The sequence below is a fragment of the Actinomycetospora sp. 2LY8.5 genome (assembly GCF_057180585.1).
On the sequence record NZ_JBXUHE010000009.1, the window covers coordinates 41,551 to 57,718 of the forward strand.

Annotated in this window: 16 protein-coding genes; 11 read left to right on the top strand and 5 right to left on the bottom strand. The window is 73.4% G+C overall.

The genetic code is table 11. The features are described from left to right. Positions 1-33: 33 nt before the first annotated feature. The 8 genes from AC2A1K_RS13180 to AC2A1K_RS13215 all read left to right on the top strand — a co-directional run bounded on the left by AC2A1K_RS13180 (position 34) and on the right by AC2A1K_RS13215 (position 7,028). A complete protein-coding gene (locus AC2A1K_RS13180; protein WP_483896758.1) occupies positions 34-1,062 on the top strand; it encodes an NAD(P)-dependent alcohol dehydrogenase in 1,029 nt (342 codons plus the stop codon). 29 nt (positions 1,063-1,091) lie between these two features. Beyond that, positions 1,092-2,138, top strand: coding sequence for an amidohydrolase family protein (locus AC2A1K_RS13185; protein WP_483896759.1), 1,047 nt, complete (start codon positions 1,092-1,094; stop codon positions 2,136-2,138). Further along, positions 2,135-2,905: an iron-sulfur cluster assembly protein gene (locus AC2A1K_RS13190; RefSeq protein ID WP_483896760.1), complete on the top strand. Its 771-nt coding sequence runs from the start codon at positions 2,135-2,137 to the stop codon at positions 2,903-2,905. Before AC2A1K_RS13185 ends, AC2A1K_RS13190 begins: the two co-directional genes overlap by 4 nt. Positions 2,906-2,936: 31 nt before the next feature. Next, entirely contained in the window at positions 2,937-3,596 is a 660-nt protein-coding gene (locus AC2A1K_RS13195; protein ID WP_483896761.1) for a hypothetical protein, read from the top strand. Beyond that, positions 3,593-4,198, top strand: a complete 606-nt coding sequence (locus tag AC2A1K_RS13200; protein ID WP_483896762.1) for a hypothetical protein — start codon at positions 3,593-3,595, stop codon at positions 4,196-4,198. The genes AC2A1K_RS13195 and AC2A1K_RS13200 overlap by 4 nt, the downstream gene beginning before the upstream one ends. Next, positions 4,195-4,449 carry a hypothetical protein gene (locus AC2A1K_RS13205; protein ID WP_483896763.1) on the top strand — a complete coding sequence of 85 codons (255 nt, stop codon included), beginning with the start codon at positions 4,195-4,197 and terminating at the stop codon, positions 4,447-4,449. The genes AC2A1K_RS13200 and AC2A1K_RS13205 overlap by 4 nt, the downstream gene beginning before the upstream one ends. A gap of 11 nt (positions 4,450-4,460) precedes the next feature. Next, complete coding sequence (locus AC2A1K_RS13210) at positions 4,461-4,997, top strand: bifunctional nuclease domain-containing protein (protein ID WP_483896764.1); 537 nt, start codon at positions 4,461-4,463, stop codon at positions 4,995-4,997. Positions 4,998-5,228: 231 nt separating this feature from the next. Beyond that, complete coding sequence (locus AC2A1K_RS13215) at positions 5,229-7,028, top strand: sigma-54-dependent Fis family transcriptional regulator (RefSeq protein WP_483896765.1); 1,800 nt, start codon at positions 5,229-5,231, stop codon at positions 7,026-7,028. Here AC2A1K_RS13215 and AC2A1K_RS13220 read toward each other — a convergent pair. After that, entirely contained in the window at positions 7,009-7,920 is a 912-nt protein-coding gene (locus tag AC2A1K_RS13220) for an IclR family transcriptional regulator (protein WP_483896766.1), read from the bottom strand. The genes AC2A1K_RS13215 and AC2A1K_RS13220 overlap by 20 nt on opposite strands. 272 nt (positions 7,921-8,192) lie before the next feature. Between AC2A1K_RS13220 and AC2A1K_RS13225 the strand changes: the two genes are divergently transcribed. Both AC2A1K_RS13225 and AC2A1K_RS13230 read left to right on the top strand, forming a co-directional pair. Next, complete coding sequence (locus tag AC2A1K_RS13225; RefSeq protein WP_483896767.1) at positions 8,193-8,372, top strand: PspC domain-containing protein; 180 nt, start codon at positions 8,193-8,195, stop codon at positions 8,370-8,372. A gap of 84 nt (positions 8,373-8,456) precedes the next feature. Beyond that, positions 8,457-9,320 carry a slipin family protein gene (locus AC2A1K_RS13230; RefSeq protein ID WP_483896768.1) on the top strand — a complete coding sequence of 288 codons (864 nt, stop codon included), beginning with the start codon at positions 8,457-8,459 and terminating at the stop codon, positions 9,318-9,320. Here the strand turns inward: AC2A1K_RS13230 and AC2A1K_RS13235 are convergent. Genes AC2A1K_RS13235 through glsA (AC2A1K_RS13245) form a run of 3 tightly spaced genes read right to left on the bottom strand, consistent with a single transcriptional unit; the run spans position 9,289 to position 11,513 of the window. Continuing rightward, positions 9,289-9,471: a DUF1707 SHOCT-like domain-containing protein gene (locus AC2A1K_RS13235; protein ID WP_483896769.1), complete on the bottom strand. Its 183-nt coding sequence runs from the start codon at positions 9,469-9,471 to the stop codon at positions 9,289-9,291. The genes AC2A1K_RS13230 and AC2A1K_RS13235 overlap by 32 nt on opposite strands. A gap of 7 nt (positions 9,472-9,478) precedes the next feature. Then, complete coding sequence (gene glsA, locus AC2A1K_RS13240) at positions 9,479-10,483, bottom strand: glutaminase A (RefSeq protein ID WP_483896770.1); 1,005 nt, start codon at positions 10,481-10,483, stop codon at positions 9,479-9,481. 19 nt (positions 10,484-10,502) lie between these two features. After that, a complete protein-coding gene (glsA, locus tag AC2A1K_RS13245; RefSeq protein ID WP_483896771.1) occupies positions 10,503-11,513 on the bottom strand; it encodes a glutaminase A in 1,011 nt (336 codons plus the stop codon). 123 nt (positions 11,514-11,636) lie between these two features. On the opposite strand from glsA (AC2A1K_RS13245), the gene AC2A1K_RS13250 reads away from it, so the two are divergent. Further along, positions 11,637-11,924 carry a DUF3040 domain-containing protein gene (locus AC2A1K_RS13250; RefSeq protein WP_483896772.1) on the top strand — a complete coding sequence of 96 codons (288 nt, stop codon included), beginning with the start codon at positions 11,637-11,639 and terminating at the stop codon, positions 11,922-11,924. 33 nt (positions 11,925-11,957) lie between these two features. Here the strand turns inward: AC2A1K_RS13250 and hrpA are convergent, their stop codons facing one another. Further along, complete coding sequence (hrpA, locus tag AC2A1K_RS13255; RefSeq protein ID WP_483896773.1) at positions 11,958-16,043, bottom strand: ATP-dependent RNA helicase HrpA; 4,086 nt, start codon at positions 16,041-16,043, stop codon at positions 11,958-11,960. Positions 16,044-16,168: the final 125 nt, after the last annotated feature.

Below are 16,168 nucleotides of genomic sequence, written 5' to 3' on the forward strand. Positions count from 1 at the left end.
TGTGACCGCTGTGACCATTGGGAGGAGCTCGTCGTGAAGGCCGTCCGTGTCCACGGGTACAAGCAGGATCCGAGCATCGACGACATCCCGGAGCCCAAGCTCCAGGGTCCGCTCGACGTCATCGTCAAGATCGGTGGCGCGGGCGTCTGCCGGACCGATCTGCACATCGTCGACGGCGACTGGGCCGACATCCAGAACCCGGAGCTGCCCTACGTCATCGGGCACGAGAACGCCGGCTGGGTGCACGAGGTCGGCGACGCCGTCACCAACGTCCGGCCGGGCGACACGGTGATCCTGCACCCGCAGCCCTCCTGCGGGCTGTGCCTGGCCTGCCGGGCGGGCCGGGACATGCAGTGCACCGGGGACGCGTTCTTCCCCGGCCTGTCCAACAACGACGGCGGGATGGCCGAGTACCTGCGGACCACCGCCCGTGCCTGCGTGAAGCTGAACCCGGACACCAACCCGGCGGACGTCGCGGCGCTCGCCGACGCGGGCATCACCGCCTACCACGCGGTGCGCAAGGCCGTCCCGTACCTGTACCCGGGCACGACGGCCGTCGTCATCGGGGCCGGCGGCCTGGGCCACATCGGCATCCAGGCGCTCGCCGCCCTGACCGCGACCAGGATCATCGTGGTCGACAAGAACCCGGCCGCGCTGGAGCTCGCCAAGCAGATCGGCGCGGACGAGACCGTCGTGGCCGACGGCAACCACGTGGGTGCGGTCCAGGACCTCACCGGCGGGGGCGCCACCGTGGTCTTCGACTACGTGGCCGAGCAGGGGGTCGAGCTGGAGGCCTGGCAGATGACCGGGCCGGCGGGTTACCAGTTCAACCTCGGCTACGGCGGTGAGTTCCGGGCCCCGACCCTCGATTTCGTCGCCGGCGAGAAGAACGTCATCGGCAACATCGTCGGGACGTACAACGACCTCGCGGAACTGATGGTCCTGGCCCAGAGCGGCAAGGTCACGCTCCACACCGCCCAGTACCCGCTGACGTCGGCGCTGGACGCCCTGCACGACCTGGACGCGGGGAAGGTCCGCGGCCGGGCGATCCTCGTCCCCTAGCCGGCCGAGTACAGGAAGGACACCACCACATGTACGAGAAGGACGGCGAGAAGTACTTCATCGTCGATTCCCACATGCACTACTGGGACGCGTCGCCGCAGAACTGGGTGCCGGGCGCCGAGCAGTACGCCAAGGGCTGGATCGAGTGCTTCCACGCCTACCAGGGTCTCGGCCCCGCCGACACGCATCAGCCGATCGAGGAGTTCCAGAAGGTCTCCGAAGAACAGCTGATGCGCGAGGAGTTCGAGGAGGGGTACGTCGACGTCGCGATCTTCCAGTCGACGTACCTCAAGGAGTGGTACACGAACGGCTTCAACACGACCGAGCAGAACGGGTACCTGGCCCAGAAGTACCCGGGCAAGTTCATCCTGAACACGCGGTTCGACCCGCGTGACGGCGACGCCGGCATGCGGGAGTTCGAGGAGAACGTCCGCAAGTACGGCTGCATCGGCGCGAAGCTCTACACCGCCGAGTGGAACGGTGACTCGCGCGGCTACAAGCTCACCGACCCGGAGGCCTACCGCTTCCTGCAGCGGGCCGAGGAGCTGGGCGTCAAGAACATCCACGTCCACAAGGGCCCGACCATCTGGCCGCTGGACAAGGACGCGTTCGACGTCTCCGACGTCGACCACGCGGCCACCGACTTCCAGGGCCTGAACTTCATCGTCGAGCACGTGGGCCTGCCGCGCATCGAGGACTTCTGCTTCATGGCGACGCAGGAGCCCAACGTGTACGCCGGACTCTCGGTGGTCATCGGTGGCCTCATGCACGCCCGTCCGAAGTTCTTCGCCAAGGTGATGGGCGAGCTGCTGTTCTGGGTCGGCGAGGACAAGATGACCTTCGGGTCGGACTACAACATCTGGGAACCGAAGTGGCAGATCGAGGGCCTCGTCGACTGGACGATGCCCGACGACGACCAGTTCTCGGACTACCCGCGTCTGGACACGAACGGCAAGAAGAAGATCCTCGGTCTGAACGCGGCGAAGCTCTACGGCATCGAGGTGCCTGCCGAGTGCCGGATCGCCGAGGGCGAGGGCGCCCAGCTCGTCGACGAGCGCGAGGTGGCGCAGGCATGACGCTGGACACGGGTCCAGCTCCCCTCTCGGCGGGCTGCGTGTCTGGCTCCGTGTCCCACGTCCCCGACGCCCCCGCCACCCTGGTGGCGGGGGTGTGGGGGGCGCTGCGCACGGTGCGCGACCCGGAGCTCGACAACGACGTCGTCAGCCTGGACTTCGTGGCCGAGTGCTCCGTGAGCGACGACGGGATCGCGCACGTGCGCCTGCGCCTGCCCACCTACTTCTGCGCGCCCAACTTCGCGTTCCTCATGGTCGCCGACGCCTGGGACGCGGTGTCGCAGGTGGAGGGGCTCGTGGACGTCGACGTGACCCTCATCGACCACTTCGCCTCCGACGCCATCAACGCCGGCGTCGCCGCGCGGGCCGGCTTCGTCACCTCGATGGCCGGTAGCGAGGTCGGCGAGGCCGTCGAGGAGCTGCACGACCTGCGTCGGTCGTTCACCGAGCGGGCGATGATGGCCGGCACCGACCTCGTCGTGCGTCCGATGATGCGCGCGGGCGCCACCCCGGAGCAGGTCGCCGAGATGACCCTCGGGGACGCCGAAGGTGTCGCCGACGGCGACGACCTGCGCCGTCTGCGGGCACGCCGCCGCGAGCTCGGCATCCCGGCCGACGACGAGGCGCCCCTGGTCGTCGACCCCGTGGGCCGGACGGTGGGGCTCGAGGCCCTGCCGCTGCACCTGCGCAAGGCGCGCTCGTACCAGGTCGGCGTCGACGCGAACACCAGCATCTGCCGCGGTCAGCTCGCGGCCCGTTACGGGCTGTAGAGCGGGCCCGCTCGAGAGGAGAGCTCCCGCCATGCCGCGCCATCCGGACCGCGACCCGGTGCAGCTCGACCCCGGTAACCACGACGAACCCGGGGCCGGCCGCTGCCTCATGGAGCACGTGTCGGTGCTCGCGGGGGAACCGTTCCGGGCCTGGCCCCGGTGCACCCACCCCGCCGTCGCCGCGCTGGCCACCCTGGTCAACGACCGGTGCTCGGCGCAGGGGCGGGCGGTGCTGCTGGGCCGGGCCGAGGCGCTCGCGCGCGCCGAGAGCACCGACCCCGCCCTGACCTGGCGGCTCGTGGCCCTGACCGCCGAGGCCACCCTCCTGAGCCGCCCGTACGACCGGGGCGCGTCCCGGCGGCTCGCCCGGGCCCGCCGGTCCCGGCGGCTGTGGGGCACGGTGCTGCCACGCCCGCTCGCTCGCCGCCTCCCGCGCTGGGCCCTCGTGAGCTGCGGACTCGCCGCCCTCGACGAGCTCGTCGCCGCGATCCACGGGCTGATCGCCGTGGCCGGGCCGCCCGGCTCGGTGGAACGCGACGTCGCGCTCGTGGCCCTGCTCGACAGCGTCCTCGACGGCGTTCTCGACGACGTGCCGGCGCCGTACACCAGCGACACCGTCCACACGACCCGACGCCGCCGCGGCAGCTCCGCTGCGCTGCGTGCCGCCTCCACGAAGGAGCTCGTCGCATGAGCGCCCCCAGCGAGACCCCGCGCACCGTCCGGCGCATCGGATCGCCGGCCGCGGTGGCTCTCGCCGACCTCGCCGCCGTCTTCGACGACCTGCAGACGGTGCTGCTGTGCTGCGAGCGCCTCGTCACGGCACTCAACGTCCCGGAGCCGGACCCGGTCGTCGTCGAGTCGCTGTGGACCACCGCGCTGCTGTCGTACTCGCGCTGCTTCGCGCCCGGCGAGCGCGGCATGAACCTCACCGAGGACGACGTCACCGCCCTCGAGCTCGAGGGCGAGGTGCTCGGCTGGCACAAGATGCTGCGCCAGCTCAAGAAGCACTACGCGGACCCTGCGACCAACCCGCGCGAGACGTTCGACGTCGGCGTGGCCGTCGCCGACGGCGTGCCCCAGGGCGTGGCGATCACGTCCACACGGCAGTCGCTGCCGGACACGATCTCGGTGCACCAGACCGGCGCGATCGCCTACCAGCTCAGCCAGCGCGTCGACCAGCGCATCGCCGAGCACCAGGGGACGGTCCTCGAGGGCGCCCGCGCCCTGAGCCCGTCCGAGCTCGAGACGCTCGACGAGGTGGAGCTCACCGACACGCCGGAGGGAGACGAGTGATCGAGAAGTACAACCCGTGGACCGTCGTCAACCTGGTGTTCGAGCACCTCGCGGACCAGGGCCTGCACCCGGTCCTGGGCGAGAACGGCGACCCCTCGGCCGCGGCCGCGGAGCTCCTGAGCTCCCTCGGCATCACCCCCGGTGACCCGTCGTGGGGCGAGGGCCAGGACGCCGAGCGGGTGCGCCAGGACCTCGCGGCGCTGCGGGCGGCGTTCGACCCGGTCGACTCGACCGACACCTCCCGGGACTGACCGTGGTCGCGATGCGCTTCGCGCGGCTCGTGGTGCACCGGATGACCCGCGAGCCGCTCGCGCTGCTCGTCGAGGAGGACGCCGACCGCTGCGTGGTGGTCTCGGTGCGGGGACCGCAGGCGGAGGTCATCGACCGGGGCCCGCGCGCGGCGTCGCCGGACGACGACGACCGCCTCACCCAGGATCTCGTCGGCGAGCTCGCCGCGCTGCTCGGGCATCGCCTGGCGCGCGGGGAGATCGTCGACCTCGTCGACGACCGCTTCCGGGCGGAGCTGGTGCTCGACGACGGCACGCGCCTGCCCGGGCGCCCGAGCGACGTGCTCGCGGTGACCGTGCGTGAGGCCCTGCCCCTCGAGGTCGCGGACTCCGTGGTGGACGCGGTCGGCCAGTCGTACACCGAGCTGGGCGGCGACCGGCAGGAGCCCGCGCGCGAGGCCGCCGAGCAGGTGGAGGAGATGCGCGCGTTCCTCGAGCAGGCCACCCCGCAGGATTTCGTCCGCCCGCCGGACGCCGGCGAGGGCCGGGCGTCGGGCGCCGACCCCGGCTGAGATCCTGCCGAGGGCCGGTGCCGCTCCGTCCACCCGGTCCTGACCTGCGGCGTCGCCCTCCGCGGCGTCTCGATCCGAGACAATCGAGGGTCCCTGAAGGCACCGTCGGGGCCGTACCATCGCGTGTTAGCCGTCACTCCGTGGTGGTGGCAGATGGCGAGGTGGCCCATGGACGGACGCGCCCAGAGCGCCCTCGGTCGCGCGCGTGAGTGGTTCGTCGACCGAGGCTCCGTGAGCGCCTCCGGCATCGTCCGTCCAGAGATCGTCGACTCCTGGGAGCGGTCGCGGGCCGCCGGCGTCGACGCCACCCACCTCGACCTCCCCTACGAGCCCGACCTCGACTTCGACGGCAGCCTCACCAACTGCGCGCGCCCGGTGCTCGACGACCTCGCCGAGCGGCTCTCGGGCATGTCGGTGGCCGTGGTGCTCACCGACGCCGACGGTCGCGTGCTCGAACGCCGGGTCGGCGAGGGCGAGCTCCAGCGCCGCCTCGACGCCATCTCGCTCGCGCCCGGCTTCAGCTACGCCGAGGAGTTCGCCGGCACCAACGGCGTGGGCACCTCGCTCGAGGGCGCGATCCCGGCGCTGGTGGTCGGCGCCGAGCACTTCAGCGAGCGCCTGCAGGCGTTCGCGTGCGCGGGCGCTCCGGTCCGCGGCCCGGACGGCGCGCTCGCCGGCATCCTCGACGTCACCTGCCTGCGCTCCGAGGCCAACGACCTCATGCGCTTCCTGGCCCAGCAGGCCGCCACCGACATCGAGGACGTCCTGCGCGAGCGCGGCGGCGTCGGCGTCCGCCGGGTCATGGCGGCCTTCCGCGCGACGTGCGCGCGCACCCGCGGGCCGGTCCTCGCGCTCACCGACGACCTCGTCATGGTCAACCGCTCGGCCCGCGAGCTCTCCTCGCTCGACCAGGAGCGGGTCACGATGCGGGCGATGGAGCTCGGCGTGGGCGGGCGCGCCCACCAGGACCGCGTGCTGCTCACCGCGGGCCCCGCCCGCCTGATGATCACACCGGTGCCCGCCGAGCGCCCGGTGGGCGTCGTCGTGGAGGTCGTGCCCAGCCGCAGCAGCCTGCGGCTCGCCGGCGGCGACGACGCGAGCCGCACCTCCTCGCGCACCGGCGAGCTGCCCGCACCGCCGGCGGCGTCCGGGTCGTCCTCGGCGTGGTTCCCGCCGTCCCCGTCGTCGGTCGAGCGGCCGCTGCCCGGGCTCGCCGGCGACTCGCGGCCGTGGCGCACGGTCGCCGGGGCGCTGCGCACGGCCGCAGCCGCGGCCCGCAGCACGGTGGTGCTCGGCGAGCCGGGCACCGGCAAGACCGCCGCCGTCCGCGCCGTCCACGGCGAGGCGCGCCCCGCGGCCCGGTGGGTCACCGTCGACGGCGCCGACCCGGAGGCGGCCGTGACGCTCGCGGGGTACGCCGCGGAGGCGACCACCGCCGGCATCGGCCCGGTCACCGTCGTCGTCCGGCACACCGAGGCCCTCGACGAGGCCGGTGCCGGCGCGCTCACCGCCCTGCTCGGGCAGGTCCCGCCGTCGTGGTGGGTGGTCGGTCTGCTCACCGCCGAGCGCGCTCCCGAGGACGGGCCGCTGGGCGGCGTGCTCGCCGAGTTCGCCACGTCCGTGCTGGTCGAGCCGCTGCGTCGCCGGCCCGACGACATCCCGCTGATCGCCGCGGCCCTGATCACCCGTCTCGCGCCGTCGCGCCGGGCCCGATGTACCCCGGAGACCGCGGCGCTGCTCACCGGCGCCCGCTGGCCCGGCAACGTCACCCAGCTCGCCGACGTGCTGCGCCGCGCGCTCGCGGCGCGGCCCGCCGGCGACGTCGAGCCCGCCGACCTGCCCGCCGAGTTCGCGGTCAGCGGCACCCGCCGGCGCCTCACCCCGCTCGAGACCGCCGAGCGAGACCTCATCGTGTCCGCGCTGGTGGAGGCGGGCGGCAACCGCTCGCAGGCGGCCAGCGCCCTCGGCATCGGCCGCGCGACGCTCTACCGGCGCCTGCGGGCCTTCGGCATCACCGACGTGGGCCGCTGAGCCCGGTCGCGAACGGCTCGCCGATCTCGACCGTGTCGTTCGGGCGCGCGGGCGGCATGCCGACCGGACGTGCGCCGATCTCCCCGGCCCACTGCGCGCTCGCCCGGGCGGCCACCGCGCGGACGGCCTCGACCAGCTCCTCCTCGTCGAGGGCGAGGCGGCGTGCCGAGCAGGACAGGCCGAGGGCGACCGTGGCGGCACCCGACGGCGAGACGACGGGGGCGGCGATGGTGGCGAACCCGCCCGCGAACTCCTCGCGGTCGAGCGCGACGCCCGCGCGACGCACCTCCTCGAGCTCGGCCTGCAGCGCGGGCAGGTCGGTGACCGTCGCGGGGGTCAGACGGGCCAGCGGGTCGCCCTCCTCGTCGACGGCCGCGCGGTACTCCGCCGACGTGGCGAGCAGGACCTTGGTCATGGCGAGGGCGTGCGCGTGGGCCGGCGGCACGTGGGTACCGAGCCCGGGGTGCTTGGCGAGGCCCTGGTGACCGCGCGTGTCGGTGACCGTCGCGACCACCGTGCCGGTGCGGCGCACCAGGTACGAGCGCTGGCGCGTGCGCCGGTAGAGCTCCGTGGTGGCCTCGGCCAGCACCGCACCCGGGTCGGGATCGCCGGGGACCGGGCTCGAGGGCTCCGCCGAGGTCCCCCAGTGCCCCCACGGCGGCGCGTCGGACAGCCGGCAGCGGCCCGAGGAGGCGCGCTCGGCGTAACCGGCCTCGCACAGCGTGTTGATCATGTATCGGGCGGTCGCGGCGCTCTTGCCGAGCTCCTCGGCGAGATCCGTCGCGCACAGGCCGTCGGGGTGGTCCCCGAGCAGGCGCAGCGCGCGCAGGACCGTCGCCGCGGTCTTGAGCGACCGCGACCCACCGCCCACGGGCACCACGTCGTCGTCCACATCAGGAAACGCTAGGGCCCCTGGCACGTGACGCCTGTCTCAATGTGGGACGGCGCGATGAGCCGCACCGTCCGGGTGACGGTGGGACGAACGCACCAACCATGCCGTCACCGCAGCTCAGGTGGGTGGTTCCGTCGCCCGCGCGTCCCGCCGGTGTGTCCGGGACGGTTCCCGGACCACACCCCGGAAAAGTCCGGGGTCGGGCACCGGCGTCCCGCCTCGCACGTTGGGGGAGCGTCGGAAGGGAACACCGACGAGACGGAGGCATCACCATGGCCACGCTGACCAGGCCGCAGTCCAACAAGGTCATCGCGGGGGTGTGCGCCGGGCTCGCGGACCGTTTCGGGATGTCCGCCGGCGTCGTCCGCCTGCTCTTCGTGCTCTCCTGCCTGCTGCCCGGGCCGCAGTTCGTCATCTACATCGCGCTGTGGGTGATCATGCCGAAGCGGTGACGCTCAGGCGCCGCTCAGCGCATCGCCAGCCGATGATCAGCTCCGAGGAGGACGCTGGGGGGGACCCGTCGGGAGGAGGCGCGCATGGATGCGCTCCTGGTCATCGCGTTCGTGGTCGTGCTCCTGGTGCTGATCACCGGCGGCGCGGCCGTGCAGGCTGTGCAGCAGTACCAGCGCGGGGTCGTGCTGCGCTTCGGGCGGCTGCTGCCCGCGGTGCGCCAGCCCGGCCTGCGGGTGATCGTCCCGTTCGTCGACCGCATGCGGAAGGTCCCGGTGCAGACGACGGTGCTCGACGTGCCCTCGCAGAACGCGATCACCCGTGACAACGTGACCATCGGCGTCGACGCGGTCGTCTACTTCCGCGTGGCCGACCCGGTCCGCGCGGTGATCAACGTCGACGACTACCTGCGGGCCACCTCGCAGGTCGCCCAGACCTCGATGCGCTCGGTGATCGGCCGGGCCGACCTCGACACGCTGCTGTCGGACCGCGACGCGATCAACTCGGAGCTCAAGGCGGTCATCGACGCGCCCACCGAGGACTGGGGCGTCAGCATCGACCGCGTCGAGATCAAGGACATCGCGCTGCCGGAGGGCATGCGGCGGTCGATGTCGCGCCAGGCCGAGGCCGAGCGCGACCGCCGGGCCCGCGTCATCGCCGCGCAGGCCGAGCTCGAGGCCTCCGAGAAGCTCACGCAGGCGTCCGAGCGCATGAGCGCCGCGCCCGGGGCACTGCAGCTGCGCCTGCTGCAGACGGTCACCGACGTCGCCTCGGACAAGAACTCGACGCTGGTCATGCCGCTGCCGATCGAGCTGCTGCGGTTCTTCGAGAACGCCGGTCCCGACCCCGAGGCCGTGCGGCGGGCCGTCGACGCCGCCGCCGGGCCGCTGGTGGCGAAGCAGGCCGAGGACGAGCCGGTCACCAGAGATGACCGGGCAGGTCCTTCGTGAGCTCGGCGAGCTCGCCGCGGGTGGTGGCGGCGTAGGCCGCCGCCGCTCGTTCCTCGAACTCCGCGACGGTCAGGCGTCCGTTGCCGACGGCACGCTGGAGGCGCTCGACCACGAGCTCGCGCTCGGCGTCGGAGGCCCGGACGTCACGCACCCGACCATCATCCCTCGTCGGGCGCCGCCATGACCGGCTGTGCCACCCGCCCGAACCGCGAGTCGGCCGGGTCGGCGAACACGTGCAGGCCGAAGGTCTCGGACAGCTCGCGGCACAAGCCGACCCCGCGCACCGAGTTGCCGTGCACGTCGAGGCCGGGGGAGTAGACGCCGAACCCGAAGTAGCGGGGCAGGACGCAGACGATGTCACCGGAGACCCCGCTCTTGGCGGGGATGCCGACCTCGTTGGCCCACTGACCCGCCGCGTCGTACATCCCGCAGGTCATCATCACGCTGACGATGTCACGGACGTACTCCCGCGCGACCGCCCGCTCGCCGGTCACCGGGTTGACCCCGCCGTTGGCCAGCGTGGCGCCCATGACGCTGAGGTCGGCCGCGGTGACGGTGATCGAGCACGCCGAGAGGTAGGTCTCGACCACCTCGTCCACGTCGCCGGTGACCATTCCCAGCGAGCGCATCACGTAGCAGAGCCCCAGGTTGCGGTCGTTGCTGCGCAGCTGCTGGCGCAGGATGCGCTGGTCGACGGCGAGATCCGGGTTGCCGGCGTAGGCGCGGTAGCGCTCGAGGATCCGGTCGACCTTCTCGTCGACGTCCCGGCCCTGGACGAGGTTCGCCGCGACCAGCGCGCCCGCGTTGATCATCGGGTTGTAGGGCCGGTGGTGGACCTCGTCGAAGGTGATCGAGTTGAACGGGTCGCCGGACGGCTCGACGCCGACCCGGGCCAGCGTGGCCTCCGCGCCGTTGTCCTCGAGCGCGAGGCCGTAGGTGAAGACCTTGGACACCGAGTGCAGCGGGAAGGACACCGAGCAGTCGCCGGCGCGCCACTGGGTGCCGTCGATGTTGGTGCCGGCCAGCCCGAACAGGTGCCGTTGCTCCTCCGGCGCGTCCTCGGGGTAGTAGCTGACGACCTCCTCGGTGCCGAACGTCGTGTACTTCGCGTGGAGCTCGTCCAGCTGCTTGCGGACGAGCTCTCCCTCCGCCTTGTCGACCACGATCGACATTCTGCCCGGTTCAGAGCGCGGACGAGGCTCGCGTCAGCCTCGGTCCTCCGGTGCGTCGCAGCCGCCCGAAGCGGGTCTGGTCGGGCGAGGCGAACATGTGCAGCCCGTAGCGCAGCGACAGCTCCCGGAACACCGCCTGACCGCGGACCGAGTTGCCGTGCTCGTCGAGCCCGGGCGAGAACGTCGCCAGCCCGAGGCGGCCCGGCATCACGGCGACGATCCCGCCCGAGACCCCGCTCTTGGCGGGGATGCCGACGTCGGTGGCCCACTCGCCGACGGCGTCGTACATCCCGCAGGTCATCATCACGCTGACCACGTCACGGACGTGGCCCTGGCTGAGGGCCCGCTCGCCGGTCAGCGGGTTCAGGCCGCCGTTGGCGAGCGTGGCGCCGAGGGCCGAGAGCTCGCGCGTGGTGACGCGGACCGAGCACATCGACAGGTAGACGCGCAGGTTGTCCTCGATGTCGCCGGTGAGCATGCCCAGCGAGCGCATGAGGTAGCTGATCGCGAGGTTCCGGTCGGCCGAGGCGAGCTGGTCGTCGAGCAGGTCCTGGTCGACCTCGAGGTCCGGGACGCCGCTGAACGCCCGCATCCGCGCCAGGATCCGCTCGACCTTCTCGTCGGCGGTGTCGCCGTGCACGAGGTAGGCCGCGACGAGCGCGCCCGCGTTGACCATCGGGTTGTGCGGGCGCTGGTGCTCGTCGTCGAAGGTGATCGAGTTGAAGGGGTCGCCGGACGGTTCGACGCCGACGTGGCGCACGGTCGTGTCGCGGCCGTTGTCCTCGAGCGCGAGGGCGTAGGTGACGACCTTCGAGATCGACTGCAGCGGGAAACGGAACTCGCAGTCGCCGACCGTCCACTGCGTCCCGTCGACGGAGGTCCCGGCCAGCCCGAAGACGTCCTCCTCACCCTCCGCGGCCGGCAGGGCGATCGAGACGATGTCTTCCTCGTGCTCGTCCGCGTGGTGATCGTGCAGCGCCTCGAGCTGCTCCTGGACCAGCGCCTCCTCGGCATCGCTCACCACGAGCGCGCATCCTCTCTCCCGCGGTCCGTCTTCTCCGGCGGTGGGTGCGCCGGACGGGGATCCACGGCATGCTGATCGGCGTCCGGCAACGGCGCCGGCCCGCACTCCTCGAGGTCTGCCATGGAACGCCCGCTCACCCGCCGGGAACAGGATCTGCTCGATCGGCTCGCGGCACACGAGGCGGGCGCCGATCCGGCGTTCGCACGGCGCCTGCGCGGTGAGGCGGAGCGACGGGCGGGGAAGGCGCCGTGGGTCCTCGCCGGCGTGCTCGCCGTCCTCGGGGTGGCCCTGCTGGTCGTGCCCGGCGTGTTCGTCCTGGCGGCCGTCGCCACCGCCGTGCTCGTCGTCGTCCCCATCACCCTCATCGCCTGGGCGATGCGCCAGGGCGACCCCCCACCCCCTCCGTGAGCGAGCTTCCCGGCCATCGCCGTGACGTGTCGCTCACGTGAGCTTGGCGAGGGCCTTCGTGATGCGCTGCTCGGACACGGGGCCCGGGGTGCCGATCTCCTGGGCGAACAGGCTCACGCGCAGCTCCTGGAGCATCCACGCCACGGCGTCGTAGGCGTCGCCGTCGAAGCTGCGCGGCTCGCCGGCGGCGCGGGTGCGCTGCGCGCGGTACGCCGCCTCGATCTGGTGCGCGACCGCCATCCCCTCGGCGTCGCGCACCGGCGCGGCCGGCAGCTTCTCGAGGCGCTTGCGCGCTGCCCGCAGGTAGCGGGCCACGTCGGGCAGGTGCGCCACCGAGGTCCGGGCGACGAAGCGGTCGCCGACCAGGGTCCGCAGCTGTTCGCGCACGTCGTCGAGGGCATCGGTGAGCAGGCCACCGGGGCGCCGCGCGAGGTCGTGGACCGCCAGCTCCACCTGCCCGGCCTCGCCCAGCACCGTCTCGGCGCGGGAGAGCACCTCGGCCGCGGCGGCGGGCAGGCGCGCGGCGACGTGGGCGCGCAGCTTCTCGAACGCCGCCGGGTCCCACGCCGGGCCGCGGCCGGTCGCGACGAGGGCGTCGATCGCGGCGTCCACGCAGTCCTCGGCGAGCGCGTCGACGTCGGCGTAGCCGCCGGCGGTCATCGCCCCGCGCAGGCGCAGCACCGCGCCGTTGTCCAGCGAGCGCACCAGTGAGCGCGCCGGCGACGGGATCGCGAGCCGCAGCAGCCGCCGGGTGCCCGCACGCATGGCGTCACGCGCCTCGAGGGCGGAGTCGAAGACCCGGACGTCGACCGCGCTCCCGGTGTCGACCAGGCCGAGGTGCGCGGTCACCGTGCCCCCGGAGCGCTGCTGCTCGCGGGTGCGGGGCAGCTCGCCGATCTCCGCGAACGACGTCAGCCCGCGCCGCTCGGCCCCGTCGGCGAGGGCCGCCACGGCCGCCCGCGTCGCCTCGGCGTGGCGGCGGCGCAGCGCGCCGAGGTCCGGGCCCTCGGCGACCACCCGCACGGCGCCGGCTCCGCCGTGCTCCGCGTCGCTGCCGCCCGCGTCGTCGGTCACCCGGAACGTCAGCCGCAGGTGCGACGGCAGCCCCGCGACGTTCCAGGCGTCGACGGGCACGTCGAGCCCGGAGAGCCGCCGGACCGCCTCCGAGAGCGCCGGCAGCAGCGGCTGGCCGGGCGCGGGCTTCCCGTCGTGGGCCAGGCGCGCGAGCAGCGCCCGCGCCGAGTCGGGCGCGGGCACCAGCGAGCGGCGCAGGTTCTTGGGCAGCGAGCGCACGAGCGCGGTCAGCATCTCCTCGCGCAGACCGGGCACCTGCCAGGCGAGGTCCTCGGCGCGCACCTGTCCGAGTACCGCCAGCGGCACGGTCACCGTGACGCCGTCGCTCTCGGCGCCCGGCTCGAAGGCGTAGGACAGCGGCAGGGTCAGCCCGCCCGAGGTCCAGGTGTCGGGGTACTGCTCGGCGGTCGGCGCGCTGTCCGCACCGCCGGCCAGCAGCGCCTCGGGGTCGAGGTCGAGCAGGTGCGGGTCGCGCCGCGACGCCTTCTGCCACCAGCGGTCGAAGTGGCGCACCGACACGACGTCGGCGGGCACGCGCGCGTCGTAGAACGCGACGATCGTCTCCTCGTCGACGACCAGTTCGCGGCGCGCCCGGCGCTCCATCTCCGCGACCTGCTCGAGCCGCTCGCGGTTGCGGGTGACGAAGGCGTGGCGGGTGTTCCACTCGCCCAGCACCAGCGCGTGGCGGACGAACAGGTCGCGCGACGCCTCGCGGTCGATGCGTGAGTAGTCGACCGTGCGGTCCATCGCCAGCGGCACCCCGAACAGCGAGACCCGCTCGGTCGCGACGGCCGTGCCGCGCCGCGTGGACCACCGCGGCTCGGAGTACGTCCGGGTGACGAGGTCGCCCGCGGCCTCCTCGACCCACGCCGGGTCGACGCCGGCGACCGTGCGGGCCCACAGCCGCGAGGTCTCGACGAGCTCGGCGGCCATGACCATCGTCGGCGGGCGCTTCGCGAGCGTCGAGCCGGGCCAGATCGCGAACCGGGCGCCCCGGGAGCCCTCGTACTCGATCAGAGCGCGCCTGCGGGCCCTGCCCGTCTTCGGGTCCTTCGGCGGCTCCTGCGCCAGGCCGATCTGGGAGAGCAGCCCGGTGAGCAGCGCCTGGTGGATGCGCTGTCCGAGCTCCTTGGTCATCTCGGGAGCAGGCTCGTTGCGTGTCAGCCCGAGCTCGTCGCCGAGCTGGCGCAGCTGCGCGGCCAGGTCCTGCCACTCGCGGATGCGCAGGTGGTTGAGGAACTCCGCACCGCAGCGCTTGCGGAACTGGTTCGACGACAGCTCGCGACGCCCGGTGCGGACGTGCTCCCAGAGGTGCACCCACGACAGGAAGTCCGAGCGCGGGTCGGTGAACCGCGCGTGCGCGGCGTCCGCCTCGTCCGTCTTGTCGGCCGGCCGCTCGCGCGGGTCCTGCGCGGACAGCCCCGCGGCGATCACGGTGACCTCGTGCAGGCAGCCCAGCTCGTCGGCCGCGAGCACCATGCGCGCGATGCGGGGGTCGACGGGCAGGCGCGCGAGCTGCCGCCCGACGTCCGAGAGGCGCGTGGCGTCGCCGTCCCCGTCCTTCCCCGTCGCTCCGCTCGCCCCGGCCAGCGCGCCGAGCTCGGTCAGCAGGCGGACGCCGTCGCGGACCGCGAGCCGGTCGGGCGGGTCGACGAACGGGAACTCCTCGACGGGCCCGAGCTTGGCGCCCGCCATCTGCAGGATCACCGAGGCGAGGTTGGTGCGCTGGATCTCGGGGTCGGTGAACTCGGGGCGCGCGTCGAAGTCGTCCTCGGCGTAGAGCCGGATGCAGATGCCGTCGGCGACCCGGCCGCAGCGCCCGGCGCGCTGGGTGGCCGAGGCCTGCGAGATCGGCTCGATCGGCAGGCGCTGGACCTTGGTGCGCCGCGAGTAGCGGGAGATGCGGGCGAGGCCGGGGTCCACGACGTAGCGGATGCCCGGCACGGTCAGCGAGGTCTCGGCGACGTTGGTCGCGAGCACCACCCGGCGCCGGCCACCCTTCGACGGCTCGAAGACGCGGTGCTGCTCGGCCGCGGACAGGCGCGCGTAGAGCGGCAGGACGTCGAGGTCGTCACCGAAGGCGCAGCGCGACAGCGCCTCCGCGGCGTCGCGGATCTCCCGCTCGCCGGACAGGAAGACGAGCACGTCGCCGTCCGGACCCTCGCGGCGCAGCTCGTCGACCGCGTCGACGATGCCGTCGACCTGGTCGCGTTGGTCCCCCTCCTCGTTGACGAGCGGGCGGTAGCGGACCTCGACGGGGTAGGTGCGACCGCTGACCTCGATGATCGGGGCAGGCTCGCCGGAGGTGGCCCTGAAGTGCTCGGCGAAGCGCTCGGGGTCGATCGTCGCCGAGGTGATGATGACCTTGAGGTCGGGGCGGCGCGGCAGGAGCTGGGCGAGGTAGCCGAGCAGGAAGTCGATGTTGAGGCTGCGCTCGTGCGCCTCGTCGATGATGAGCGTGTCGTAGCGACGCAGCAGCCGGTCCTGCTGGATCTCGGCGAGCAGGATGCCGTCGGTCATCAGCTTGACCAGCGTGTCCTCGCTCGCCCGGCTGGTGAACCGCACCTGGTAGCCGACCGTGTCGGTGCCCGTGGTGCCCAGCTCCTCGGCGACGCGCTCGGCCACCGTGCGCGCGGCGATGCGGCGGGGCTGGGTGTGCCCGATCGTGCCGAGGATCCCCCGACCCAGCTCGAGGGCGATCTTCGGCAGCTGGGTGGTCTTGCCCGATCCGGTCTCGCCCGCGACGACGACGACCTGGTGGGACTCGAGCGCCGCGCGGATGTCGCCGACGCGGTCGGCGATCGGCAGCGCCTCGGGGTAGGAGACGACGGGCACGGACGCGCGCCGGCGCGCCAGGCGCTCCTCGGCGGCGGTGACGTCGCCCGCGATCTCGTCGAGCGTGCCCGCCCGCTTCCCGGCGTCGCCGATCCGTTCCGCGCCGGCGATCCGGCGCCGCAGCCGATGGGAGTCCGCGAGCCCCAGCGCGGCGACGCGGGCGGCGAGGTCCCCGGCGGTGACGGTCGCGGGGTCGGTGGCTGCGGACACCGTGCGGGCTCCTCCTGGCAGGACGTGGTCTCCCGCCGCGGCGGGACACGGGCGGGACACGGGACGGGACCATGGTCGCTGCCTGGTCCACGGACTTCCCGGTCACCATTGTCAGCGCACGCACG

What these genes read in the sequence shown, in the direction of transcription:
- AC2A1K_RS13185 (WP_483896759.1), top strand. Translation starts at nt 1,092, where the DNA reads ATGTACGAGAAGGACGGCGAGAAGTACTTCATCGTCGATTCCCACATG.
- AC2A1K_RS13190 (WP_483896760.1), top strand. Translation starts at nt 2,135, where the DNA reads ATGACGCTGGACACGGGTCCAGCTCCCCTCTCGGCGGGCTGCGTGTCT.
- AC2A1K_RS13195 (WP_483896761.1), top strand. Translation starts at nt 2,937, where the DNA reads ATGCCGCGCCATCCGGACCGCGACCCGGTGCAGCTCGACCCCGGTAAC.
- AC2A1K_RS13200 (WP_483896762.1), top strand. Translation starts at nt 3,593, where the DNA reads ATGAGCGCCCCCAGCGAGACCCCGCGCACCGTCCGGCGCATCGGATCG.
- AC2A1K_RS13210 (WP_483896764.1), top strand. Translation starts at nt 4,461, where the DNA reads ATGCGCTTCGCGCGGCTCGTGGTGCACCGGATGACCCGCGAGCCGCTC.
- AC2A1K_RS13225 (WP_483896767.1), top strand. Translation starts at nt 8,193, where the DNA reads ATGGCCACGCTGACCAGGCCGCAGTCCAACAAGGTCATCGCGGGGGTG.
- AC2A1K_RS13230 (WP_483896768.1), top strand. Translation starts at nt 8,457, where the DNA reads ATGGATGCGCTCCTGGTCATCGCGTTCGTGGTCGTGCTCCTGGTGCTG.
- AC2A1K_RS13250 (WP_483896772.1), top strand. Translation starts at nt 11,637, where the DNA reads ATGGAACGCCCGCTCACCCGCCGGGAACAGGATCTGCTCGATCGGCTC.